This is a genomic window from Stenotrophomonas sp. YJH_SMC_79 (assembly GCF_059367995.1).
In genome coordinates this window covers 471,102-495,090 of record NZ_JCAFRK010000003.1, presented here as the reverse complement: position 1 = coordinate 495,090, position 23,989 = coordinate 471,102, and the positions used below count along the sequence as shown (strand labels likewise).

At 67.3% G+C, this 23,989-nt stretch carries 19 protein-coding genes; 9 read left to right on the top strand and 10 right to left on the bottom strand.

Features of this window, described 5'->3' with window-relative positions; genetic code table 11:
- The first annotated feature begins 39 nt into the window (after positions 1–39).
- Genes AC5P57_RS13315 through AC5P57_RS13305 form a run of 3 tightly spaced genes read left to right on the top strand, consistent with a single transcriptional unit; the run spans position 40 to position 7,336 of the window.
- The gene (locus AC5P57_RS13315) at positions 40–1,206 is read left to right on the top strand and encodes an MdtA/MuxA family multidrug efflux RND transporter periplasmic adaptor subunit (RefSeq protein ID WP_099554502.1); all 1,167 of its coding nucleotides are present in this window, start codon (positions 40–42) and stop codon (positions 1,204–1,206) included.
- Positions 1,203–4,280: a multidrug efflux RND transporter permease subunit gene (locus AC5P57_RS13310; protein WP_262235394.1), complete on the top strand. Its 3,078-nt coding sequence runs from the start codon at positions 1,203–1,205 to the stop codon at positions 4,278–4,280. The genes AC5P57_RS13315 and AC5P57_RS13310 overlap by 4 nt, the downstream gene beginning before the upstream one ends.
- Positions 4,277–7,336, top strand: coding sequence for an efflux RND transporter permease subunit (locus AC5P57_RS13305; protein WP_262235395.1), 3,060 nt, complete (start codon positions 4,277–4,279; stop codon positions 7,334–7,336). Before AC5P57_RS13310 ends, AC5P57_RS13305 begins: the two co-directional genes overlap by 4 nt.
- 197 nt (positions 7,337–7,533) lie before the next feature.
- On the opposite strand, the gene AC5P57_RS13300 is transcribed toward AC5P57_RS13305, so the two are convergent.
- The 7 genes from AC5P57_RS13300 to AC5P57_RS13270 all read right to left on the bottom strand — a co-directional run bounded on the left by AC5P57_RS13300 (position 7,534) and on the right by AC5P57_RS13270 (position 12,977).
- Positions 7,534–8,607, bottom strand: coding sequence for a 3-deoxy-7-phosphoheptulonate synthase (locus AC5P57_RS13300; RefSeq protein ID WP_049436870.1), 1,074 nt, complete (start codon positions 8,605–8,607; stop codon positions 7,534–7,536).
- Positions 8,608–8,902: 295 nt separating this feature from the next.
- Entirely contained in the window at positions 8,903–9,160 is a 258-nt protein-coding gene (locus tag AC5P57_RS13295; protein ID WP_005411217.1) for a hypothetical protein, read from the bottom strand.
- Between the two features lie 88 nt (positions 9,161–9,248).
- Positions 9,249–9,587 (bottom strand): DUF6616 family protein, encoded by a 339-nt coding sequence (locus AC5P57_RS13290; RefSeq protein WP_099554494.1) that lies wholly within the window; start codon positions 9,585–9,587, stop codon positions 9,249–9,251.
- Positions 9,588–9,634: 47 nt separating this feature from the next.
- A complete protein-coding gene (locus AC5P57_RS13285; protein ID WP_099554492.1) occupies positions 9,635–10,375 on the bottom strand; it encodes a DNA alkylation repair protein in 741 nt (246 codons plus the stop codon).
- Positions 10,372–10,866: a MarR family winged helix-turn-helix transcriptional regulator gene (locus AC5P57_RS13280; protein ID WP_099554490.1), complete on the bottom strand. Its 495-nt coding sequence runs from the start codon at positions 10,864–10,866 to the stop codon at positions 10,372–10,374. The genes AC5P57_RS13285 and AC5P57_RS13280 overlap by 4 nt, the downstream gene beginning before the upstream one ends.
- A gap of 72 nt (positions 10,867–10,938) precedes the next feature.
- Entirely contained in the window at positions 10,939–12,237 is a 1,299-nt protein-coding gene (locus AC5P57_RS13275; protein ID WP_262235397.1) for a sensor histidine kinase, read from the bottom strand.
- Positions 12,238–12,269: 32 nt separating this feature from the next.
- Complete coding sequence (locus AC5P57_RS13270) at positions 12,270–12,977, bottom strand: response regulator transcription factor (RefSeq protein ID WP_262235398.1); 708 nt, start codon at positions 12,975–12,977, stop codon at positions 12,270–12,272.
- Positions 12,978–13,083: 106 nt separating this feature from the next.
- Here AC5P57_RS13270 and AC5P57_RS13265 point away from each other — a divergent pair, with 106 nt between their 5' ends.
- Positions 13,084–14,013 (top strand): retropepsin-like aspartic protease, encoded by a 930-nt coding sequence (locus AC5P57_RS13265; protein ID WP_262235399.1) that lies wholly within the window; start codon positions 13,084–13,086, stop codon positions 14,011–14,013.
- Between the two features lie 67 nt (positions 14,014–14,080).
- Positions 14,081–15,244 (top strand): serine hydrolase domain-containing protein, encoded by a 1,164-nt coding sequence (locus tag AC5P57_RS13260; protein ID WP_262235400.1) that lies wholly within the window; start codon positions 14,081–14,083, stop codon positions 15,242–15,244.
- Between the two features lie 61 nt (positions 15,245–15,305).
- On the opposite strand, the gene AC5P57_RS13255 is transcribed toward AC5P57_RS13260, so the two are convergent.
- From AC5P57_RS13255 to AC5P57_RS13245, 3 genes are all read right to left on the bottom strand, one after another.
- Positions 15,306–15,917, bottom strand: a complete 612-nt coding sequence (locus AC5P57_RS13255; protein ID WP_005411225.1) for a DUF6445 family protein — start codon at positions 15,915–15,917, stop codon at positions 15,306–15,308.
- Between the two features lie 133 nt (positions 15,918–16,050).
- A complete protein-coding gene (groL, locus tag AC5P57_RS13250) occupies positions 16,051–17,700 on the bottom strand; it encodes a chaperonin GroEL (protein WP_014038666.1) in 1,650 nt (549 codons plus the stop codon).
- An 83-nt stretch (positions 17,701–17,783) separates the two neighbouring features.
- Positions 17,784–18,071: a co-chaperone GroES gene (locus AC5P57_RS13245; protein ID WP_006396661.1), complete on the bottom strand. Its 288-nt coding sequence runs from the start codon at positions 18,069–18,071 to the stop codon at positions 17,784–17,786.
- 358 nt (positions 18,072–18,429) lie between these two features.
- On the opposite strand from AC5P57_RS13245, the gene AC5P57_RS13240 reads away from it, so the two are divergent.
- The 4 genes from AC5P57_RS13240 to AC5P57_RS13225 all read left to right on the top strand — a co-directional run bounded on the left by AC5P57_RS13240 (position 18,430) and on the right by AC5P57_RS13225 (position 23,556).
- Entirely contained in the window at positions 18,430–20,220 is a 1,791-nt protein-coding gene (locus AC5P57_RS13240; protein ID WP_262235401.1) for an endonuclease, read from the top strand.
- A 68-nt stretch (positions 20,221–20,288) separates the two neighbouring features.
- Positions 20,289–20,627: a divalent-cation tolerance protein CutA gene (gene cutA, locus AC5P57_RS13235; protein ID WP_099554476.1), complete on the top strand. Its 339-nt coding sequence runs from the start codon at positions 20,289–20,291 to the stop codon at positions 20,625–20,627.
- On the top strand, positions 20,624–22,996 hold the full coding sequence (locus AC5P57_RS13230) for a protein-disulfide reductase DsbD domain-containing protein (RefSeq protein ID WP_262235402.1): 2,373 nt from the start codon (positions 20,624–20,626) through the stop codon (positions 22,994–22,996). Before cutA ends, AC5P57_RS13230 begins: the two co-directional genes overlap by 4 nt.
- Complete coding sequence (locus AC5P57_RS13225) at positions 22,993–23,556, top strand: TlpA family protein disulfide reductase (RefSeq protein WP_099554472.1); 564 nt, start codon at positions 22,993–22,995, stop codon at positions 23,554–23,556. The genes AC5P57_RS13230 and AC5P57_RS13225 overlap by 4 nt, the downstream gene beginning before the upstream one ends.
- The last annotated feature ends 433 nt before the right edge of the window (positions 23,557–23,989 follow it).

The following is a 23,989-nucleotide window of genomic DNA, read 5'->3' as shown; positions in this document are numbered from 1 at the left end:
GCCCGCATGTCCCTGCGCGCGCAGGGCGCAGGATGCCCCATGTCTGTCGCCGAAAATTCCCGCTTCCGCCGTGCCCGCTCGTTGTGGGCGGTGCTGGCCCTTGCCCTCGTCGCCGTTCTGGCGTGGTGGCTGTGGCCCCGGAACGACGCCGGCAGCCGCGACGATGCACCGGGCAAGACGGTGCCGGTACGCGTGGCGCGCGCCAGTGCCGAGCCGCTGGTGCTGCGCCTGAAGGCGGTGGGTACGGTCACCCCGCTGCACAGCGTGGTGGTGCGCAGCCGCGTGGATGGCGAACTGCTGCGCCTGCACTTCCAGGAAGGGCAGCAGGTGAACGCCGGCGACCTGCTGGCGCAGATCGACCCACGCCCGTATGAAGTGAAGCTGGCGCAGGCCCAGGGCACCCAGCAGCAGAACCTGGCCGAGCTGGAAAACGCCGAACGGCAGCTGCAGCGCTACCGCGAACTGCAGAAGCAGAACTACGTGTCCGGGCAGGAACTGAGCGACCAGCAGAGCAAGGTGCGCCAGCTGCAGGGCCGCCGGCTCAGCGACCAGGCGTCTGTTGATGAAGCACGCCTGCAGCTGCAGTACACCCGCATCACCGCGCCGGTCAGTGGCCGCGTCGGGCTGCGGCGGTTGGACGTGGGCAACCTGGTACGCGCCAGCGATGCCGAAGGCCTGGTGACGCTGGCGCAGACTGCACCGATCAGCGTGCTGTTCACCGTGCCCGAACCCGAGCTGCCTGCACTGCTCGATGCCGTGCAGGCGCAACCGTCGCTGGCGGTGGAAACCTGGGACCGCGAAGAACGCCGGCAGCTGGCGCGCGGCTCGCTGTCCAGCCTCGACAACCGCATCGATACCACCACCGGCACGCTGAAGCTGCGTGCGCACTTCGACAACCACGATCTGGCGCTGTTCCCCAACCAGTTCGTCAACGTACGCCTGCAGCTGGGCGAGCAGCCCGCCCTGCTGATTCCCGATGCCGCCGTACAGTTCGGCAGCCAGGGCAACTACGTGCATGTCGTCGGCAAGGACAACACGGCGCAGCGGCGCGTGGTAGTGCTCGGCCCGGCCGATGACGGCCGCGTGGCCGTGCGTTCGGGCTTGGCCGCAGGTGACCAGGTGGTGATCGAAGGCATCGACGGACTGGAAGACGGCACGGCGGTGGAGATCATCGCCGGGGAGGCCGCGACCAAGGCCGGCGCATGAACCTCTCGCGTCCGTTCATCCTCAGGCCTGTCGCCACCACGCTGCTGATGGTGGCGCTGCTGCTGTCCGGCGTGCTGGCCTATCGCCTGCTGCCGGTGGCTGCACTGCCACAGGTCGACTACCCGATCATCCAGATCACCACGCTGTACCCGGGTGCCAGCCCGGAACTGACCACACGCACGATCACTGCGCCGCTGGAGCGCCAGCTCGGGCAGATTCCCGGCCTGAAGCAGTTGTCGTCGACCAGTTCCGGCGGTGCGTCGGTGATCACCCTGCAGTTCGGACTGGACGTCCCGCTGGGCGTAGCCGAACAGGACGTGCAGGCCGCGATCAACGCCGCCGGTAGCTTCCTGCCCGGCGACCTGCCCGTGCCGCCGGTCTACCGCAAGGTCAATCCGGCCGATACGCCGATCCTGACCCTGGCGGTGACCTCGCAGGGCCTGTCGCTGCCGCAGGTGCATGACCTGGTGGATACGCGCATCGCGCAGCGCCTGGCGCAGCTGCCCGGTGTCGGCCTGGTCAGCCTGGCCGGTGGCCAGCGCCCTGCCGTGCGTATCCAGGTCAATCCGGCGGCACTGGCCGCCAACGGCCTGGGCATGGACCACATCCGCACCGCCATCGCCGCCGCCAACGTCAATCTGCCCAAAGGCAGTTTCGATGGCCCGATCCGCGCGGTGATGCTCGATGCCAACGACCAGATGCGCAGCGTGGATGAGTACCGTGCCCTGGTACTGGCCTGGCGCGACGGTGCGCCGCTGCGGCTGGGCGACGTGGCCACCATCACCGATGGCGCCGAGAACCGCCAGTTGGCCGCCTGGAGCGGCACCATGCCGGCAGTGCTGGTGAACATCCAGCGCCAGCCCGGCGCCAACGTGATCGCCGTGGTCGAGCAGGTGCGCGCGTTGCTGCCACAACTGCAGGCCACGCTGCCGGCCGGCGTGCAGATGAACGTGCTGAGCGACCGCACCGAATCGATCCGCGCGTCGGTGCGCGGCGTGCAGAAGGAACTGGTGCTGGCCATCGGCCTGGTGGTGTTGGTCACGTGGGTATTCCTGCGCAACCTGCCGGCCACACTCATTCCCAGCGTCGCGGTACCGCTGTCGCTGATCGGTACCTTCGCAGTGATGCTGCTGGCCGGCTATTCACTCAACAACCTCACGCTGATGGCGCTGACCATCGCTACCGGCTTCGTGGTGGACGACGCCATCGTGATGCTGGAGAACATTGCCCGCCATCTGGAAGAAGGTGAAAGCCCGCGCGAAGCCGCGCTGAAGGGGGCGGCCGAGATCGGCTTCACCCTGGTGTCGCTGACCGTTTCACTGATCGCGGTGCTGATCCCGCTGCTGTTCATGGCCGACCTGGTGGGCGCGCTGTTCCATGAATTCGCGGTGACACTGGCGGTAGCCATCGGCATCTCGCTGCTGGTCTCGCTGACGCTGACGCCGATGCTGTGCGCGCGGTTCCTGAAGCCGCACGCGAAGACCGCGCATGCGCCCGATGTGTTCGACCGCATCATCGCCCTCTACGACCGACAACTGCGCTGGGTGCTGCAGCGCCAGCCGCTGATGCTGCTGGCCACCGTTGCCACCCTCGCACTGACCGTGGCGCTGTACATCGCCGTGCCCAAGGGCTTCTTCCCGGTGCAGGATGCCGGCCTGGTGCAAGGCATCAGCGAAGCGCCGCAGGCCATCTCGTTCCAGGCCATGCGCGAGCGCCAGCAGGCGCTGGCCGCCACCATCGAAGCGGACCCGGCGGTGGCCAGCGTGTCCTCGTACATCGGCGTGGACGGCAACAACGCCACGCTCAATACCGGACGCCTGCTGATCGAGCTGAAGCCACATGGCGACCGCGATGGCGCCGCCGTGGTGATGGAACGGCTGCAGCAGCGCGTATCGAAGATTCCCGGCATCACCCTGTACCTGCAGCCGGTGCAGGAGCTGGGCATCGAAGACCGCATCAGCCGCAACCAGTACCAGTTCACCCTGACCACGCCGGATCTTGAAGCACTGGAGCGCTGGACCCCGGAGCTGCTGCAGGCGCTGCGCCAACAACCGGCGCTGCGTGATGTCGCCAGCGATCTGCAGATGCAGGGACGGCAGGCACGGGTGAACATCGACCGTGATGCCGCGGCGCGTCTGGGCGTAAGCGTCGAAGCGGTGGCCGACGCGCTGTACGACGCCTACGGGCAGCGTCAGATCTCCACCATCTTCACCCAGGCCAGCCAGTACCGCGTGGTGCTGGAAGCCGATCCGTCGCTCCAACCCGGGCCCGATGCCATCAGCGGCCTGCGCGTGCGCAACAGCGACGGGCAGACCGTGCCGCTGGGCGCGGTGGCGCGGGTGGAACTGGGGCCGGCGGCCCTGCTGCGCAACCATGTCGGCCAGTTCCCGGCGGCCACGCTGTCGTTCAACCTGGCACCGGGCGCCTCGCTGGGCGAAGCCACCGCTGCCGTGGAAGCGGCGCGCACGCAGATCGCCCTGCCCGACAGCATCGAACTGCGCCTGCAGGGTGCGGCGGCGGCGTTCAGCAGTTCGCTGTCGTCCACACTGTGGCTGATCCTGGCTGCAGTGGTGGTGATGTACATCGTGCTGGGCGTGCTCTACGAGAGCTTCATCCATCCGGTCACCATCCTCTCCACCCTGCCTTCGGCAACGGTCGGCGCGCTGGCCGCGTTGTGGGTGAGCGGACGCAGCCTGGACCTGATCGCGGTGATCGGCATCGTGCTGCTGATCGGCCTGGTGAAGAAGAACGCGATCATGATGATCGACTTCGCACTGGACGCGCAGCGCACGCGCGGCATGACCCCGCGCGAAGCAATCCACCAGGCGGCACTGCTGCGCTTCCGGCCGATCCTGATGACCACGCTGGCCGCGCTGTTCGGTGCCGTGCCGCTGATGCTGGCCAGTGGTTCCGGTGCCGAACTGCGGCAACCGTTGGGCTGGGTGATGGTGGGCGGGTTGCTGGTCAGCCAGGTACTGACCCTGTTCACCACGCCGGTGATCTACCTCGCCTTCGACCGCCTGCAGCGCGGCCACGCGGCAGCAACCACCGTCGCTGAAGAGGCCAGCGCGTGACCCCTGTGGAGCGCCTGGCGCAGGCCTGCGTGCAGCGGCCGGTGGCCACGATCCTGCTGGCCGTGGCACTGGTGTTGGCTGGCCTGCTGGCATTGCGGTTGTTGCCGGTGGCGCCGTTGCCGCAGGTCGATTACCCCGCCATTGAAGTCAGTGCCAGCCTGCCCGGTGCCTCGCCCGAGTCGATGGCGGCCACCGTGGCCACGCCGCTGGAGCGTGCACTGGGCAGCCTGCCCGGCATCTCACGCATCGACTCGGCCAGCACCCAGGGCCAGACCCAGATCGAACTGAAGTTCGTGCTCGGCCGCGATATCGATGAAGCCGCACGTGAAGTGCAGGCCGCCATCAACCTTGCACGTGGGCAGCTGCCCAGTGGCATGCCGGGCATGCCGCAGTACCGCAAGGTGAACCCTTCGCAGGCACCGATCCTGGCATTGGCACTGACCTCGGACACCTTGTCGCCCGGGCAGCTGTACGACCTGGCCTCCACCGTGCTGGCGCAGAAACTGTCGCAGGTACCGGGCGTGGGCGAAGTCCAGGTCGGTGGCAGCGCACTGCCGGCGGTACGCGTGTCATTGGATCCAAACGCGCTGAACCATGCTGGATTGGCACTGGAGGACGTGGCGCGGGCCATCGCACGTGCCAATGCGGTGCGCCCGCTGGGCGCGGTGGGGGACGCGCGCCAGCAATGGCAGCTGGAGGCACCGCTGCAGCTGCGCCAAGCCACCCAGTACCGCGAACTGGCGTTGAAGGTCAGCGACGACCGCACGCTGCGACTGGGCGATGTCGCCGCCGTCGCCGATGGCGTGGAGGACCGCTACGCCAGCGGCTTCCACAACGACCGCCCCGCCGTGCTGCTGATCGTCAGCCGCCAGCCCAATGCCAACATCATCGCCACCGTCGATGCCATCCAGGCGCAGCTGCCACAGTTGCATGCACTGCTGCCCTCCAGCGTTGACATGCGCCTGGTGATGGACCGCTCGCCGGTGATCCGCGCCACGCTGCAGGAAGCGGAGATGACGCTGGTTCTGGCCATCGTACTGGTGGTGCTGGTGGTGCTGGGCTTCCTCGGCCACTGGCGTGCGGCGCTGGTGCCCAGCGTGGCGATACCGGTGGTGCTGTTCGGTACGCTGGCGCTGATCGCGCTGATGGGATTCTCGCTCAACACGCTCTCGCTGATGGCCCTGATCGTGGCCGCCGTGCTGGTGGTGGACGATGCCATCGTGGTGCTGGAGAACATCGCCCGCCATCGCGAACTCGGGGCGGACCGCTGGCAGGCTGCGGTACGGGGTGCGTCGGAAGTCGGTGCCACGCTTCTGTCGATGAACATTGCACTGGCCGTGGTGTTCGTCTCCATCCTGTTCCTGGATGACTTCGTCGAACGCCTGTTCCGCGAATTCTCGCTGACCCTGGTAGCGGCGATGGCGGTCTCCGTGCTGGTCGCGTTGAGCCTGGTACCGATGCTGTGCGCGCGATTGTTTATCGATGCCGGGCAGCAGCCATCACGCTGGCAGCGCGGCAGCAATGCGCTGTTCGAACGTGTGCGCGGCGCTTACCTGCGCACCCTGCAGGCCAGCCTGCGCCGGTTGCGCTGGCCGTTGCTGGCCTTCGTTGCGGTCATCGCGCTCAACGCCTGGCTGTTCCAGCAGGTGCCCAAGGGCATCGTGCCCAAGCAGGACACTGCACAGCTGCGTGGTTTCGCCCGCGGTGACGACGGCCTGTCATTCCAGGCCATGCAGCCGAAGATCGACGCGTACAGGAAACTGCTGCTGTCCGACCCGGCCATCGAGGACATCATCGGCTACATCGGCGGCAGCAACGGCGTGAACAACGCCTTCATCATGATCAAGATGAAGCCGCTGGCCGAGCGCAAAGTCTCCAGCCAGCAGGTGATCGACCGCCTGCGCGCGCGGCTGCCCAAGCTGCCCGGCGGCAATCTCTATCTGTGGGTGGACCAGGACATCCGCCTGGAAGGCGCCGGCAGCAGCGGCAAGTACGAGTTCCAGTTGCTTTCAGCCGATACCACGCCCCTGCGCGAATGGGCACCGAAGGTGGCTGCCGCCCTGCGTGGCCTGCCCGAACTGGTGGACGTGGAAGCACAGGGCGAAGCAGGCATGCGCCAGGTGGTGCTGGACATCGATCGCGAGGCGGCCGCGCGGCATGGCGTGGACCTGCGCACCGTCGCCAGCATGCTCAACAACTCCTTCAGCCAGCGCCAGGTGGCCACGCTGTACGACAGCCTCAACCAGTACCGCGTGGTGATGGAGCTGGACCCGAAGCACACCCAGCACCCCGGCACGCTGGCGCAGCTGCAGGTGATCGACGGCAACGGCCAGCGCATTCCGCTGTCGAGCATCGCCAGCTGGCGCTATGGCATGGCACCGGACCGGGTGTATCACAGCGAACAGTTCGCCTCGATCTGGATCGAGTTCGCGCTGGCACCTGGCGTGGGGCTGGAACAGGCCACGCAGGCGATCGATGGTGCGATGTCGAAACTGATGCTGCCACGTTCGGTGCAGGGCAAGCTGTCCGGTGAGGCCGGCGGCCTGGATCAGCTGCGCGCGCGCCAGCTATGGCTGGTGCTGGGCGCCACGCTGGCGGTCTACCTGGTGCTGGGCATCCTCTACGAGAGCTTCCTGCAGCCGCTGGTGATCCTGTCCACCCTGCCCTCGGCCGGTGTCGGCGCGCTGCTGGCGTTGTGGGTGTTTGGCAACGAGTTGAACCTGATCGCCCTGCTCGGCTTGTTCCTGCTGGTGGGCGTGGTGATGAAGAACACCATCCTGCTGGTGGACTTCGCGCTGGCCGGCGAGCGGCGCGGGCTGAGCGCGCAGGATTCAGTAATGGAAGCCGCGCGGTTGCGCCTGCGGCCGATCCTGATGACCTCGCTGGCGGCACTGCTTGGCACGCTGCCGCTGATGCTGGCCAACGGCGAGGGCTGGGAACTCCGGCAACCGCTGGGTATCGCCATTGTGGGCGGGTTGCTGGTCAGCCAGTGGCTGACGCTGTATACGACCCCGGCGATGTACCTGGCGCTGGCAAGCTTGCGCACGAGACGGTGAACGGGTCAGCGCCATCCACGCATGGCGTGGATCTACCGGAGAGCCGCGTCACCACCCCGGCGATGTACCTGGCGCTGTCGCACATACGCAGCGCCAGGCGCATCGCCGGTGCGGACGGATCGGCCTCCAACTCCGACCGACCCCGATCGCGGCCGCACCCCCGCAGGCGCTGGCCGCCATCCACACACGTGCCGCACTCAAGCGGCTTCGGACACCTTCACGTCGCGACGGGCGCGCACGGCCGCGGCCAGTCGCTCCAGCACAGTCACGGTGGTGTCCCAGTCGATGCAGCCATCGGTGATGCTCTGCCCGTAGACCAGCGGCTGGCCTTCCACCAGTTCCTGGCGGCCACCGACCAGATGGCTCTCGATCATCACGCCAACGATGCGCTGTTCGCCGTCTTCCAGCTGAACGGCGATGTCGTCGATCACCTTCGGCTGGTTCTCCGGGTTCTTCAGGCTGTTGGCGTGGCTGGCGTCGATCATCAGGCGCGCTGGCAGCTTGGCCTTGGCCAGCACCTGGCAGGCCTCGGCAACACTGCCTGCGTCGTAGTTCGGCTGCTTGCCGCCGCGCAGGATCACATGGCAATCCGGGTTGCCGGTGGTCGACACGATGGCGGTGCCGCCCTGCTTGGTGACCGACAGGAAGTGATGCGGATTGGACGCAGCGCCCACTGCGTCAGCGGCAATCTTCACGTTGCCATCGGTGCCGTTCTTGAAGCCGACCGGGCACGACAGCCCCGAGGCCAGCTCGCGATGCACCTGGCTTTCGGTGGTGCGTGCACCGATCGCACCCCACGCCACCAGGTCGGCGATGTACTGCGGCGAGATCACGTCGAGGAACTCGACACCGGCCGGCAGGCCGAGCTTGTTGATGTCGCGCAGCAGGCCACGGGCGATGCGCAGGCCCTTGTCGATCTTGAAGCTGCCGTCCAGGTCCGGATCGTTGATCAGGCCCTTCCAGCCCACCGTGGTGCGCGGCTTCTCGAAGTACACGCGCATGACGATTTCCAGTTCGCCGGCCAGCGCATCGCGCAGCGGCTTCAGGCGCTGGGCGTACTCGATGGCGGCCTTCGGGTCGTGGATCGAGCACGGGCCCACCACCACTGCCAGGCGGTCGTCACGGCCGTGCAGGATCTGGTGCAGGGCCGCGCGCGAGGCGCTGACGGTGTCGGACGCTTCATCGTCACAGGGCAGCATCGCCAGCAGCTGGGCAGGCGGTGTCAGCGGTTCGATGGTGCGGATACGCAGGTCGTCGGTGTGCGGGGGCATTGGGGGAGGTCTCCGGAACGTTGGGGGTCCCCAGCGTGGCGGCATGAAAAAAGCCGCCAGGTTCGCTGGCGGCTTTCGGGAATGCGTCTGAAGCTTTCTTCAGGGTGAGCGCAGTCCTTCCTCCGCCAGTGGCTTCGGAAAGTAATACCAGTAAAAGCTGGTGGGGGCTGCGTTCATGGGTTCTATTGATAGCACAGCTTTTGCGCAGTGCAAAATGTTTCATCCGCAACTGGGGGCGCGGTTCAGCGATGCGCCTGCCTGCGTCGTCTACGCGGCGGCAGCCACGCCAAATCGCTCATTTGCCATGCACTTCCACGTCCAGCAGCAGGCCCTCGTGGATGTCGGCCCAGCGCTCCAGCACGCGGTCCAGTTCCTGCCGGGCCTCGTCCAGCTGCTCGGGGTTGAGCAGGGAACGCGCGGTGTAGAGGTCGGAAACCAACCGCCGCAGGGCCGATTCCTGGATGGCCACTGACGGCCCCTCCAGACCCGGCAACTGCAACGCCGGGCTGTCGCCAAGAGGGCCGAACAGCGTGACCTGGAGCGTGCTCTGCATGATCGACTTCCCTGCGGATGGACATGGCAATGTCCTGTTTACCGCGTCTGGGTGACAGGCGCATGTGCCATGCGCGTCCGGGGTGCCGCTACAAGGCAGCCAGATCGGCCAGGTGCTGGACCATCCCCTCGTCCACGCCCAGGGCGTTGGTGGTGGTGAAGTACTGATGCCAACCGGTGGCGGCAATGCCGGCCACCAGCGCATCGGCATCCGCGCGGCTTGCACAGCGCCAGACCGCATAGAACTGCTCATCGCTGCCGTGCTGTACGCCCGTGGCAATGCGGCCCATCGCCAGCGGTGTGATGTGGGCTGGATCGAACTGCTGCATGCCAGCTCCGATCCGGGCAAAGAAGGCATTCCGCTGCTCGGGCGGGAGTGTCGTCCAGGCAGGCGTGGCGGTATAGAGCTCGATGAAGGTGTGCGACATGGTGGTTCTTCCTTGAGGGTTCGGGGCTTGCCGGCCAGCGGCCGGCACTACCGGAGCGAGCGCAGTGCGCGCTTGCGGATGTAGGCGTTGGCGCCGCCATCGTGTTCGCGCTGCCAGCGCGCGCACAGATCGCGCAACCAGTGCGGCCGGGTCTTGCCGGCGTCGTTGAGCCAGTTGCCCACGGAGTCCTGCACGTAGCGCTCCGGGTCGTTGGCCAGTGCTTCCAGCAGCGGCAATGCATGTTCCGGGTGCCGCTTGAACAGCGCGATATGCGTGGCCCAGACGCCGCGCGGGCGCAGCGCCTCGCAGGCGAAGCGGCGCAGGTACGGCGATGCTTCCTGTGTCCACGGTTGCAGGTACTCAAGCGCCTGCATCGGCGCGGCAACGATGTCCGTGCGTAGCGCCAGCCACGCCCATTCGCGCACACCGAAGTGTGGGTCATCGGCCAGCGCGCGCATCTGCTGCAGCTTCCCTGCCAACGTTGCGCGGGCATTGCTGCCGATCAGATAGCAGGCCCAGCCGCGCACGGTATCGGACGCATGATCCTGCCATTGCGCAGGATCGCCCTGCCCGCTTTCGCGCAGCAACCGGGCAGCCAGGGCCATGCGTTGGGTGATGCCCTTGCCTTCAGCATCGCGCATACGGTGCAGCGCGTCATGTTCAACTGCGGGTACCACCGCCTGCAGCAGCGCACCAAAATCCACCGCCAGGCATTCGGCCAGATGGCTGGCGGCGACGCTGCCAGTGTTGAGCGCATTCAATCGCTCAGCCGTCAGGATCCTGCTCATGCCCCACGACCTGTATCGGTGTGCTGCCAGACCTTGTGCAGCAGCTGTGACAACTGCTGCTGTTCTTCTGCGCCCAATCCGCTGAACAAGCCCCCTATCCATTGCGTGTGCTGGTTGAACAGCGTCTCGGCCAGGCGCCTCCCCTGTGTGGTCAGCACGATCTGAAGGCGCCTGCCGTCTTCGGCGTCACTGCGTCGCTGCAGCAGCCCTTCGCGCTGCAGGCCATCGATCAGGCCACTGACCGTGGCGCGGGTGACACCTGCACGCTCGGCCAATTCATGCGGTGGCAGCGTGCCACCGGCACCGTGCAGCAGGAAAAGCACGATGAAACGCCCTTCACTGAGCCCGTGCGGCGCCAGGCGCGTGGCGCAGTCGCGATCGATGGCCGATGACAGCGACAGCAGCTGGAAGCACAGGCGCAGCTGCGCGACACCGGTATGGCCGCGTCGTTGCGCCTCATCCAGCAGGGCACTGTGCTTGGCTTCCAGCATGGCTCCATCCAATATGATTAGGCGCCTAATCATATTTCAAAAAATAGGCATTACGCCACTGTCCAGGTGATTTCAGGAAACCGGCCCCAGCAGCAGGCGTGCGATCAGTCCGCCGCCATCACGCTGCAGCAGCAGAAGCTCGCCCCCATGCCGTCGTGCGACGTTGGCCGCCACCGCCAGGCCCAGGCCGGTCCCACCCGTGGCGCGGCTGCGCGAGCTCTCGCTGCGCTGGAAAGGTTGCAGCAGGCGTTCACGGTCGTCCTCGGCGATGCCTGGGCCGCGGTCCATCACATCCAGCTGCATGCGATTGCCTGCCATGGCGGCGTGCAGGTCTACGGCACCGGCGTAGCGGTCTGCGTTGTCGATGAGGTTGTCGATTGCCCGCCGCAGCAGGAGCCCGTCGCCCCGCCACGGCAGTGTGTCCGGGCCCTCGATGGAGATCGAGACGCCGCGCAGCAGGGCACTGTGCACGCATTCCTCCAGCAACGCGGCCAGGTCCAGCGGTCGCAACTGCAGTGGTTGCAGTTCGCCGCGTGCGTAATCGAGCACCTGCTCGATCATCGTATCCATGCGTTCGATGTCCGCCACCATCCGCGCCGCCTGTGGCGCAGGTGCGAATTCGGCGCGCAGGCGCAGGCCGGTCAACGGCGTGCGCAGGTCGTGCGCTACCGCGGCCAGCATGCGCGTCATGTCCTGGGCCTGTTCGCGCAGGCGCTCGCGCCCGGTGCTGATCGCGGAAGCCAGCATCTGTACTTCGCGTGGGCCGTCGTCCGGCAGCGGCGTATCGGCCTGCAGGTCAACCCGTGCGCCGGCCTCGGCCAAGCGCCGCAGCGGGCGTCCCAGGCGGATCGAGGCCCACGCCGCCAGCGGCGCCAGCAGGACTGCACCGCCCAGCAGGGCGAGCACCACCTGGCGGCGCCAGGTCGCCAGATCACTGTGGTCGCTACCGACCACCCGCCAGCGGCCATCGGCCTGGCGTACGCCCAGTTCAAACGGCGGCCATTGCATGGCGGTCAGTACCGCAGCCTGCGCCTTCAATACACCGGCCCGCGCCGTGGCATCGAGCACCGCACCGCCTTCGATGACCTGCACATCGGGCGCCTTGCGCTGTCCGCTCCAGACCAGGCGTACCTTTTCCGCCGGCACGCCCATCTGCATCGCAGCCAGTTGCGTGAGCCAGTCGCTGGCACTGCCCTGTGGCGGCGAATCCTGCATCGCCAGATGCAGGCCCAGTGGCGCTGCCGCCTGCTCCCCTCGCAGCACCTGCACGGCCTGGTCCAAGCGCATCGGCGGCGGCGCGGGCCGAGGCATCCAGCCAACCACGGCTACGCTGACCAGTGTCGCCAGCAGCAGGCTGGCCAGGGCCAGCATTGCGATCCAACGCGCAGTCGGCCACCGGCTGCTCACAACACCTGTACCTCAGCGTCGAAGCGATAGCCTTCGCCACGCGATGTCTGCACCAGGGCTTCCGCACCGGGTGATGCCTGCCCGAGCTTGCGGCGCAGCCGGCTGATCGCCAGGTCGACCGCGCGGTCGACGCTGTCACTGGGCTCGCCACGGCTCAGCTGCAGCAGCTGCTCGCGCCCCAGCACTCGCCCGGGGCGTTCGGCCAGCGCCAGCAACAGGCTGAATTCACCACGGCTGAGCACCAGCTCATTCCCATCCGGTGCCAGCAGGCGACGTTGTTCCGGCAGCAACCGCCAACCAGAAAAGCGCAGTTCACTGGCTATCTGCGTGCGCAGCTTGTCCTGCCGGCGCAGCAGCGCGCGTACCCGCGCCAGCAGCTCGCGCGGGTCGAACGGCTTGGCCAGGTAATCGTCCGCGCCCATCTCCAGGCCGATCACCCTGTCCGGTGCGCTGCCCATCGCCGACAGCATCAGGATCGGAATGGCCCGTGCCTGCAGCCGGCGGCACACCGACAGGCCATCCTCACCGGGCATCATCCAGTCGAGGATGATCACGTCCGGGCGATCGACCTGCAGCAGCACGTCCAGCGCCGTCGCGTCCGCGGCCACCCGCACCTGGTAGCCATGCAGCAACAGGCAATCGGCGATGGCATCACGGATGCTGGCGTCGTCATCGACAACGATGACACGGGCGGGAGTAGGCATGCGGGCAGTATCAGGCAGGTCTGTATCAGGACGGTATCAACGCCGATATTCCCGCGATACGCCGCTGCGCGCCAATGGTCACCCATGATCACTGCGGAGACTTGCCTTGCGCCTCATCCCATTCCTCCTGCTTGCTGCCCCGCTGCCTGCGCTGGCGTCCGATGCCCCCGAACACATCCTGCCGATGTGGATGCAGGGCGGTCATCCGGCCGTGGCCGTGTCGCTGGACGGGCGTGCCGAACCGCTGCGCTTCGTGGTCGACAGCGCTGCAGGCGCAACCCTGGTCGATGACCGCGTCGTGCGGCGCTATGGCCTGGAGGATGCGGATGCAGAGGTATCACAGGCCCAGGGGGCGAGTGCAGCTTCCGCACGGCTGCAGCGCATGCGCAGCACGTCCTGGCAGCTGGGCAGTTGGCAGCTGCAGGCCCAAGCCATGAAGGTCGATCTGTCGTCGTTGCCGAAGGACGATGATCCGGCCATTGACGGCTTGATCGGCAACGATCTGACCGGGCGCTGGGACACCCGTTGGGACTTCGGCCGCAATCAACTGGCGCTGTGGACACCCGGCGGATTGAACCTGGAAGGACCGGGTTGCCAGCCCAATGCGCTGCCCGGCCGTACTGACGGCCTGCGGCAGTTCGGCTTCATCACGCTTGCACTGGGCGCGCCCGCTGTGGACGCCATCGCCGTGGTCGACACCGGTGCCGCACAGACCGTCCTCAACGCCGAAGCGGCCCGCGCACTGGGGCTGCGCACGGACGGCAGCGACGCACGGGTGCGGGTGCGTGAGAAGGGCACCGAAGGCCTGGGCGGCGGAAAGCAGGCGACCTGGCTGTACACCCTGGCCGGCATGACCGGCAGCGGCTGGCAGCACCCGTCGATGGAGGTCCGCATCAGCGAACTGCCGGTGTTCAAGGCGATCGGACTGGAGGCCCGGCCGGCGCTGATCCTCGGTGCCGATGCAATGCGCGGCGGCCAGGTGGACATCGGTGCCGGCGCGGCCCGGATCTGCCTGCGCCGGCCGCAGGCCAGCTGACATCTGGCAATGACGCCAGCGGCAGCCTGGCGTAGCATCGCCGTGCGCCCCACCAGGAGTTCCACGCATGTGCCGTGCCACCCTGATGTTGCTGACGCTGCTCCCGCTGGCGGTGCTGGCCGCGCCGCCACCCGTGCCCTCGCCCACTCGCATCGATGCCGAAGCACAGCGGCTGATGCAGGCGGCCCATGCGCGCGGGATGGCGCTGGCGGTGATCGATGACGGCAAGGTGGTGCATGTGGCCGCCTACGGTGAACGCAACGCCGCAGGCGAGCCGCTGCGCACCGACACCGTGATGTACGCTGCGTCACTGACCAAGATGGCCTTCGGCCACCTGGTCGCACAGCTGGCGCAGGACGCGCGTATCGATCTCGATGCCAGCATCGCTACCGCCCTGGACAAGCCGCTGCCGGACTATCCGCCCGAAACGAAGAAGTACGCCGACTACAGCGTGCTGGCCGATGATGCACGCTGGCGCCAGCTCACCCCTCGCCTGCTGCTCAACCACGCCAGTGGCTTTGCCAACTTCGGGTTCCTCGAACCGGACGGCCGGCTGAAGTTCCACTTCGATCCGGGCAGCCGCTACGGCTATTCCGGCGAAGGGTTGATCCTGCTGCAGTTCGTGATCGAACGCGGGCGGCTGGGCGAGGATGTGGGCACGTTGATGCAGCAGCGGGTGTTCGACCGCTTCGGCATGACCCGCACCAGCATGATGTGGCGCGAGGACTTCGCCACCAACCTGGCAGACGGCTGGACCGTGGAGGGCACCGCCGAGCCGCACGATGAGCGCAGCCGCGTGCGTGCGGCCGGTTCGATGGATACCACCATCGCCGACATGGCCCGTTTCGCCGCTGGCTACGTGCGCGGCGATGGGCTGTCAGCGGCGATGCGCAAGGAGCTGGTGCGGCCGCAGCTGGCGATCACCACCGCCAGCCAGTTCCCTACCCTGCAGCCGGAGCTGCCGAAGGCGCAGCAGCGCAAGGACCTGGCGGCGGGCCTGGGCGTGGTGACGTTCCGTGGCCCGCAAGGCGCGGGCTTCTACAAGGGCGGCCACGATGATGCGGTGGGCAACACGCTGGTGTGCGTGGAGCGGCAGCAGCGCTGCGTGGTGATCCTGGGCAACGATGTGCGCGCCGAAGCGACCTTCCCGGCGCTGGTGGCCTTCGTGCTGGGCGACACCGGCGTGCCGTGGCAGTGGGAGTACGGCGCGGCGAAGGCATTCGTCGATTGAGGGGGCAATGGCGCCTGCGCGGCTACCTCGGTAGATCCACGCCATGCGTGGATGGCATTCCTCAACGCGCCTGCTCGAAGAACATCAGGTAGACCAGCCGCCCATTCTCCGGCCGGTCGCCGAAGGCCGGGCCAGCGGTATGCCAGAACCACGGGCGCAGCAGCACCAGGCGGTTGAAGCGCATCGGGATGCGCATGGTCATCTCCCACTGGCTGTCGTCGACGCTGTCGCGCTCGATGATGTCGCGATGCATGTCGCCGCCATTGGCGTAGCCCAGCGCAGCCAGCTCGTGGGCGTTCAACGCCATGCGCTCGGTATTGGTGCGGCGGTGGCGGAAGAACTCGGTACCGCCTTCGCAGTGCTCCGGAGCGCTGAGGTAGAGGATGCCGGACCAGTGCGAATGATCGGTGTGCACCTTGGCGCGACCGACATCGCTGGCCAGGGTCAGCCGGAACTTGCCGTGCGACTGCAGCGGATTGACCGGCCGCAGGGGTTCGTTGACCAGCCGCGATGCGGCCTCGGACAGGCCGTCCAGCTCCAGCCGTTCGAGCGAATTGCGGCCGGGGAACGCGCCCTCCTGCGCCGGGTAGGTCAGGCCCAGGCCGGCCTGGCGCAGGCCGTGCGCATCGGCCGGAGAGAGGAAGTCGTCGACGACGATGAACGAGGTAGGCATGGTCGCCGAGCGTAGCGACGCGGCGCCATGGCGGCAACCGGGCAACAAAAAACCCCGCCTCGCGGCGGGGTTCTTCTTTGCATCGGGAAGACGCGCCGACCAGGGCCGGCAACGTCCGACGCGGGCGTGGACCTTAGAAGTCCATGCCGCCCATGCCACCCATGCCGCCCATGCCACCGGCGCCGCCCATGGCCGGCTCGTCCTTCTTCGGAGCTTCGGCAACCATGGCTTCGGTGGTGATCATCAGGCCAGCGATCGAGGCCGCGTTCTGCAGGGCCGAACGGGTCACCTTGGTCGGGTCCAGGATGCCGAACTGCAGCATGTCGCCGAACTCGCCGGTGGCGGCGTTGTAGCCGAAGCTGCCGGTGCCTTCCTTGACCTTGTTGATGATGACCGACGGCTCTTCACCGGCGTTGGCAACGATTTCGCGCAGCGGGGCTTCCATCGCGCGCAGGGCGATCTGGATGCCGTGGTTCTGGTCTTCGTTGGCACCCTTCAGGCCGGCCAGTGCGGTGACCGCACGGACCAGGGCAACGCCGCCGCCCGGGACCACGCCTTCTTCAACGGCTGCACGGGTCGCGTGCAGGGCGTCGTCGACGCGGTCCTTCTTTTCCTTCATTTCGATTTCGGTCGAAGCACCGACCTTGATCACGGCAACGCCGCCGGCCAGCTTGGCCACGCGTTCCTGCAGCTTCTCGCGGTCGTAATCGGAGGAGGTGTCCTGGATCTGGGTCTTGATCTGGCCGACGCGTGCGTCGACGGCAGCCTTGTCACCCACGCCATCGATGATGGTGGTGTTTTCCTTGGAAACCTGCACCTTCTTGGCGCGGCCCAGGTCCTTGATGGTGGCCTTTTCCAGCGACAGGCCAACTTCTTCGGAGATCACGGTGCCACCGGTCAGCACGGCCATGTCTTCCAGCATCGCCTTGCGACGGTCGCCGAAGCCCGGAGCCTTGACGGCCACGACCTTGACGATGCCACGGATGGTGTTGACCACCAGGGTGGCCAGCGCTTCGCCTTCGACTTCTTCGGCAACGATCAGCAGCGGCTTGCCGGCCTTGGCGACGCCTTCCAGCACCGGCAGCAGGTCACGGACGTTGGAGATCTTCTTGTCGTGCAGCAGGATGAACGGGTCATCCAGGTCAGCGGTCTGCGACTGCTGGTTGTTGATGAAGTACGGGGACAGGTAGCCGCGGTCGAACTGCATGCCCTTGACCACGTCCAGCTCGTTGTCCAGGCCCGAGCCTTCTTCAACGGTGATCACGCCTTCCTTGCCGACTTCCTTCATCGCGTCGGCGATGATCTGGCCGATCGACTCGTCCGAGTTGGCCGAGATGGTACCGACCTGGGCAATCGCCTTGTCGTCAGCGGTCGGCTTGGAGATGGTCTTCAGCTCGGCAACGGCGGCCACGACGGCCTTGTCGATACCGCGCTTCAGATCCATCGGGTTCATGCCGGCGGCAACAGCCTTGGCGCCTTCGCGGATCAGGGCCTGGGCCAGCACGGTGGCGGTGGTGGTGCCGTCGCCGGCGTCGTCGTTGGTGCGCGAAGCGACTTCCTTCACCATCTGTGCGCCCATGTTCTCGAACTTGTCAGCCAGTTCGATTTCCTTGGCGACGGAGACGCCGTCCTTGGTGATGGTCGGGGCGCCGAAGCTCTTTTCCAGCACGACGTTGCGGCCCTTCGGGCCCAGGGTGGCCTTGACGGCATTGGCGAGAACGTTGACGCCGCGCACCATGCGCGAACGGGCGTCTTCACCGAAACGAATATCCTTGGCAGCCATTGCAGTTACCTCATTGGTAGCGCCGGGCCATGCCCGGCGGCTGGGTGTTTGGAATCAGGGGATGAAGCAGGTCGCGCCGAGGCTCAGCCGATGACGGCGAGCACGTCGTCTTCGCGCAGGACCTTGTACTCGACGCCTTCGCTCTTGTACGAGCTGCCGGCGTACTGGCCGTAGATGACCTTGTCGCCAACCTTCAGCGACGGCGCACGCACGCTGCCGTTGTCCAGCGGCTTGCCCGGGCCGACGGCCACGACTTCACCCTTGGTGGACTTTTCCTTGGCCGAATCCGGAATGACGATGCCACCGGCGGAGATTTCGTCGGCTTCGATCGGCTTGACCACAACGCGGTCGTGCAGCGGCTTGATGCTCATGAGAGACCTCTTAAGTTATTGATTGGTCTGAAAAAGTCTGGCGATGTTAGCACTCACCCCAGGTGACTGCCAGCATCGCTCGCGAAAAAGCCCGACGAATCGGGAGCAGGACAGAGATGGAGCTGCCCCCGGGCCTTTCAAGGCCGTCCCCGGAAAAAATTTCGGTGCGGCCAGGCCCGCACAGCGCGTCCCTGCATGAAGACGTTCAGCCCGGTGAAACGCATCCATTCGGTCCTCGGCGCCCTCGACTTTTGGTGATCCGCGTCGCACTGTCAGATATCTGACGTTCATTTACGACAAAGTGTCACTGGATCGGCCTTAGGCTCGGCCGCGCATTCCCAATCACAAGGAGTTGTCGATGCGATTGCTGTCCCCGCTTGCCGCCGCCTGCCTGCTGGCGCTGGCCGCCGCGCCGGCCCAGGCCGAGGTCTTCATCAACGAACTGCATTACGACGACAGCACCGCCGCCGGTGACGTCGGCGAAGCGATCGAGGTCGTCGCCACCGCCGGAGAGGACCTGTCCGGCTATCGGCTTTACCTCTACAACGGCAGCAATCCTTCGGCCGCCACGGTCTACGCCAACAACCCGGTCCCGGCCGGTACCGCCGCGGGCTGCGGCAGCGCCAGCATCGCCGTGGTCAGCTACCCGACCAACGGCCTCCAGAACGGCCCGAACGATGGCATCGCCCTGGTCGATGCCAGCGGCAAGGTGGTCCAGTTCCTCAGCTACGAGGGCGCCATCACCGCCTCCGGTGGCCCTGCCGCCGGCATGACCAGCCAGAACATTCCGGTGGCCGAGACCAACAGCACGGCGCCGGGCACCTCGCTGCAGCTGACCGGCAGCGGCAGCCAGTACGCCCACTTCACCTGGGCCGAGTCGGCCAGGCAGACCTTCGGCAGCTGCAACAACGGCCAGACCTTCAGTGGTGGCGGCACCCCGGGCCCGAACACGCCGCCGTCGGTGTCCACCACCACCCCGGCACAGGGCAGCAGCACCTTCCCGGCCGCGGCCGATCTGGAAGTGGTGTTCAGCGAGACGGTGAACCTGGCCAGTGGCGCCTTCGCGCTGAGCTGCGGCAGTTCCGGCAGCGTGCCGCTGACCTTCCCCGCCAGCGGGCGCAGCGTGAAGCTGTCCACCAATACCGCGCTGGTGGCCGGTGAGGCCTGCCGCTTCGACATCCGCGCCGCGCGCATCACCGACCTGCAGGGCGCGCACCCGGCCGCCGACAGCCGCATCGCCTTCACCGTGGCCAGCACCGGCGGCAATCCCGACCCGGGCAATCCGGGCGTGCCGGCCGGCTACTACTCGAAGGTGAACACGTCCAGCCCGAGCCAGCTGCGCTGCTCGCTGCACGCCACCATCAAGGGCCACACCGCCTACCCGTACAGCGGCTCGGGCACCAGCACCTGGACCATCCTGGAGATTGCCGACGAGGACCCGAACAACCCGAACCGCATCCTCGACGCGTATCGCAACCGCAGCTACGCCAAGGTGACCGATCGCGCCGGCAGCGGCAGTGGCCTGAAGTACAACCGCGAACACACCTGGCCGAACTCGCTGGGCTTCGCCAGCACCACCGGTGACAAGGGCCTGCCGTACGCGCCGTACACCGACACCCACATGCTGTACCTGACCGATGCACAGTGGAACGCCGACCGTGGCAACAAGCCGTTCGCCAAGTGCGACGCCAACTGCGGCGAGCGCGCCACCGAGGCCAACAACGGCCAGGGCGGCGGCAGCGGTGGCTATCCGGGCAATTCCAACTGGGTGCGCACGCCGGACGGCAACACCGGCACGTTCGAAGTGTGGGGCAAGCGCAAGGGCGACATGGCGCGTGCGGTCATGTACATGGCCATCCGCTACGAGGGCGGCAAGGATGCGGCCACCGGCCAGTCCGAGCCGGACCTGGAGCTGACCGACGACCGCAGCAGGATCGTCAAGACCAGCAGCTCGCCGGCCTACATGGGCCTGCTGTCGACCCTGATCGACTGGCACCTGTCCGATCCGCCGGATGATGCCGAGCGTGCGCGCAATGACGTGATCTACAGCTTCCAGGGCAACCGCAACCCGTTCATCGACCACCCCGAGTGGGCAACCCCTGGCCTGTTCACCTCGGCCAAGCCGGCCACCTGCCAGCTGGCCAACTGACCGCGCAACGCAGCGGTCCATCGCCGCCGCCGGGCCCTGACCCGGCGGCGGCCCTATACTCGACGGTCATGTCGACCGTCGATCCCGTCCTGCTGCTGTTGACCACCTGCCCGGACCGGGCCAGTGCCGAGCGCATCGCGCACGCGCTGGTCGGAGAGCGCCTGGCCGCGTGCGTGACCCGCCTCGATGGCGCGCAGTCGACCTACCGCTGGCAGGGCGAGGTGACCACCGACGCCGAGCTGCAGCTGCTGGTGAAGACCACCGCAAGCCGCGTCGATCACGCGATTGCCCGGATCGTCGAACTGCATCCGTATGAACTCCCGGAGTGCATCGCGGTCGAAACCCGGGCCGGCCTGCCGGCGTATCTGGACTGGATCCGGGCACAGACCCGGGAGGACACTGATTGAAGACTCTGTTTGCGCGTGGCGCCGCCTTGTGCGCCCTGATGTGGCTCTCGCTGCCAGCGTTCGCGCTGGATGAGAAGGACCTGCTGCCGGTGGACCAGGCGTTCGCGCTGACCGCCACCGCCCCCGAACGTGGCCAGGTGCAACTGCAGTTCAAGATCGCGCCCGGCTATTACCTGTATCGCCATCGCACCAGCGTCAAGGCCGACCCGGCCTTCAATGCCGGCGCGCTGCAGATGCCCAAGGGCGACAAGCACCACGACGATTTCTTCGGCGAGGTCGAAACCTATCGCGAGCGCCTGCAGGCCACCCTGCCCGGCACGCCGACCGATGCAGCGGGCACCATCAGCCTGGAAGTACGCTACCAGGGCTGCGCCGATGCCGGTGTCTGCTACCCGCCGCAGAAGCGCGTGGTGCAGGTCACCCTGCCCGGTGCCGGTGCACAGGCCACCGCCCCGGCCCCGCGTGCCGGTGCCGCCAGCCCGTTCAACAACCCGCTGGCCGGTGCCGGCAACAGCGGCGGCCTGCGCCTGCCGGGTGCGGCCAGCAACAGCCAGGCGCTGCCGCTGCCGTCGGAACAGGCGTTCGGCTTCGACGCCATCGCCAGTGACGGCAACACCCTGCTGCTGCGCTTCAGCCCGGCGCCGGGCTACTACCTGTATCGCGACCGCACTTCGGTGAAGCTGGACGGCAGTACCGGGGTGCTGGCCGACAAGCTGCGCTGGCCTGCCGCGCAGTCGCATCGCGACGAACACTTCGGCGATGTCTCGGTCTACTTCAACCAGGTGGAAGTGCCGCTGCCGCTGCGCCGCTCCGTCGCTGACGCGGTCGACAGTACCCTGGTGGTGACCTTCCAGGGCTGCCAGACCGATGGTATCTGCTACCCGCCGATGACCCGCCGGGTGAAGCTGTCGATCCCGGCCGGCAAGGTCAGCGCCAGCACCGACCAGGCACCGCCGCGCAACGAGGTGATCAGCCCGTCGGCTGCAGCGCCACGCGAAGGCGCCAACGGCGCCCCCCTGCGCCTGCTGCCGACGGTGCCCAATACGGATGCCGCCACCCCGGCCGTTGCAGGCGCCGGAAGCGGTAATGAGTTCGCTGCCGATGCGCGCGGTGACAACGCGCTCCGGACGCGTCCGCCGGCGACCACGCCGAATCCGGACAGGTCATTCGTGTGGGTGCTGCTGCTGGCCCTGGCCGGTGGCCTGGTACTGAACCTGATGCCCTGCGTGCTGCCGATCCTCTCGCTGAAGGTACTGAGCCTGGCGCAGAGCGGCGAAAGCCCGCAGCGCGCGCGCAGCCACGCCCTCTGGTACACGCTGGGCGTGCTGGTCGCGTTCGCGGTGATCGGTGCGTTGATGGTCGGCCTGCGTGCGATCGGCAACGCCGTCGGCATCGGCTTCCAGCTGCAGCACCCGGGTGTGGTGGCGGCGCTGGCCTACATCATGTTCGCGGTGGGCCTGAGCCTGTCCGGCGTATTCACCCTCGGCGGTGGCATCGGCAACCTGGGCCAGTCGCTGGCCAGCCGCAGTGGCCCGGCCGGTGACTTCTTCACCGGTGCGCTGGCCTGCGTGGTCGGCAGTGCCTGCGTCGGCCCGTTCATGGGTGGCGCGATTGCCTACGCGTTCATTGCCCCGCCGCTGAAAGCGATGACCGTGTTCCTGTTCCTCGGCCTGGGCCTGGCGCTGCCGTTCCTGCTGATCGGCTTCGTGCCGGCGCTGGCGCGCCGCCTGCCCAAGCCGGGCCCATGGATGGAAACGCTCAAGCACGTGCTGGCCTTCCCGATGTATGCCACCGCGCTGTGGCTGCTGTGGGTGCTGGGCAAGCAGCGTGGCGTGGACGGCATGGCGCTGGTGCTGGGTGGCCTGCTGCTGTTCGCCTTCGGCCTGTGGCTGTTCGAACGCAACCGCTGGACTGGCTCGCGCGCCGTCACCCTGCTCGGCGTGCTGCTGGCAATCGGTGCACTGGTTCCCGCCTGGGGTGTGACCCAGCTGGCACCGCCGGCACGCGCCGCACAGGCGGCCAGCGACAACGTGGTGGAGTACTCGCCGCAGCTGCTGGACCGCCTGCGCGCCGACAACCGCGTGGTGTTCGTGAACATGACCGCCGACTGGTGCGTGAGCTGCAAGGCCAACGAGCGCGCCGTGCTGTCGCGGCCAGAGTTCAAGGAACTGCTCAAGCGCACCAACGCGGTGTACATGCGCGGTGACTACACCAACGTCGATCCGCAGATCACCACGTTCCTGGAAGAGCACAAGGCCGTCGGCGTGCCGCTGTACGTGGTGTACGGCCCCGGCGCGCCGCCGACCGTGCTGCCGACCCTGCTGACCCAGGCAGTGGTGGAGGAAGCGCTGCTGCGCACCGCACGATGAAGTGGCAACGGCCAGCGCTGCTGTGGACAGCGGTGCTGGCCGCCGGCCTTGGCCTGTGGGCCGGGCATCGATTGGCTCCCGCGCCCGCTGCGCCTGAGGCCATGCCAGCGGCACCTGCTGTGGCGGCTGCGGCACCCGTCCTGCAGGTCGGCGACAGCCTGCCCGCGCTGTCGCTGCCCGATCTTGAAGGCCGGCCGCTGGACCTGCGCCAGCACGCTGGCGGTCGCCCGCTGTTGATCAATGTCTGGGCCAGCTGGTGCGCGCCCTGCGTTGAAGAAATGCCCGAACTGGCGCGCTTTGCCGCAGCACAGGGCGACCCAGGCGTGCAGGTGCTGGGCCTGGCGCTGGATACGCCGGAAGACGTGCGCGGTTTCCTGCAACGGGTGCCGGTGGATTACCCGATCGTGATCGAGACCCCGGGACCGCGCGATGCCAGCGTGCAGCTGGGCAATACACAGGGCCTGCTGCCCTACAGCGTGCTGTTCGATGCACAGGGGCGGCTGGTGAAGGCAAAGCTGGGGCCGTTCGCCCACGGCGAGATCGACGGCTGGGTGAAGTGAGGGTTCGGCAGGGTTGCACCCTGCACCCGCTTCAGGCCAGAGCAACAGCCGAAGCAACAGCTACAGCGGGCTTCCTGTGAGATGGCGAGGCACTGTGGGCGTGCGGGGCCGCCGTGAACCCATCCATGGGGGCTTGGTCGCCGCATCCATGCGGCTCACACCCCGCACGCCCACAGTGCCCCGCCTTCGACAAGTTCAAGGCGCTGTTGGTAGGTGTCGACCTTGGTCGACACGGTAGATCCACGCCATGCGTGGATGAATCTCCATCGAAATCGAATACTTCGGCAATTGAACGAGGAGCATCCACGCATGGCGTGGATCTACAGATCGCGGAAATCTGTCGAAGGCGGGGTGGGGCCGGTTGCGGGGGTGTGCGCGGCATGGATGCCGCGGCCAAGGCTACAGGGACGTACTGGCGCCGTCCCCCGCAACC

Excerpts from the sequence above, each read along its gene's own strand:
- groL (WP_014038666.1), bottom strand. The coding sequence starts at position 17,700 with ATGGCTGCCAAGGATATTCGTTTCGGTGAAGACGCCCGTTCGCGCATG.
- AC5P57_RS13300 (WP_049436870.1), bottom strand. The coding sequence starts at position 8,607 with ATGCCCCCGCACACCGACGACCTGCGTATCCGCACCATCGAACCGCTG.
- AC5P57_RS13225 (WP_099554472.1), top strand. The coding sequence starts at position 22,993 with ATGAAGTGGCAACGGCCAGCGCTGCTGTGGACAGCGGTGCTGGCCGCC.
- AC5P57_RS13270 (WP_262235398.1), bottom strand. The coding sequence starts at position 12,977 with ATGCCTACTCCCGCCCGTGTCATCGTTGTCGATGACGACGCCAGCATC.
- AC5P57_RS13315 (WP_099554502.1), top strand. The coding sequence starts at position 40 with ATGTCTGTCGCCGAAAATTCCCGCTTCCGCCGTGCCCGCTCGTTGTGG.
- AC5P57_RS13280 (WP_099554490.1), bottom strand. The coding sequence starts at position 10,866 with ATGCTGGAAGCCAAGCACAGTGCCCTGCTGGATGAGGCGCAACGACGC.
- AC5P57_RS13275 (WP_262235397.1), bottom strand. The coding sequence starts at position 12,237 with ATGCTGGCCCTGGCCAGCCTGCTGCTGGCGACACTGGTCAGCGTAGCC.
- AC5P57_RS13240 (WP_262235401.1), top strand. The coding sequence starts at position 18,430 with ATGCGATTGCTGTCCCCGCTTGCCGCCGCCTGCCTGCTGGCGCTGGCC.
- AC5P57_RS13290 (WP_099554494.1), bottom strand. The coding sequence starts at position 9,587 with ATGTCGCACACCTTCATCGAGCTCTATACCGCCACGCCTGCCTGGACG.
- AC5P57_RS13245 (WP_006396661.1), bottom strand. The coding sequence starts at position 18,071 with ATGAGCATCAAGCCGCTGCACGACCGCGTTGTGGTCAAGCCGATCGAA.
- AC5P57_RS13255 (WP_005411225.1), bottom strand. The coding sequence starts at position 15,917 with ATGCCTACCTCGTTCATCGTCGTCGACGACTTCCTCTCTCCGGCCGAT.
- AC5P57_RS13295 (WP_005411217.1), bottom strand. The coding sequence starts at position 9,160 with ATGCAGAGCACGCTCCAGGTCACGCTGTTCGGCCCTCTTGGCGACAGC.
- AC5P57_RS13285 (WP_099554492.1), bottom strand. The coding sequence starts at position 10,375 with ATGAGCAGGATCCTGACGGCTGAGCGATTGAATGCGCTCAACACTGGC.
- cutA (WP_099554476.1), top strand. The coding sequence starts at position 20,289 with ATGTCGACCGTCGATCCCGTCCTGCTGCTGTTGACCACCTGCCCGGAC.
- AC5P57_RS13260 (WP_262235400.1), top strand. The coding sequence starts at position 14,081 with ATGTGCCGTGCCACCCTGATGTTGCTGACGCTGCTCCCGCTGGCGGTG.
- AC5P57_RS13310 (WP_262235394.1), top strand. The coding sequence starts at position 1,203 with ATGAACCTCTCGCGTCCGTTCATCCTCAGGCCTGTCGCCACCACGCTG.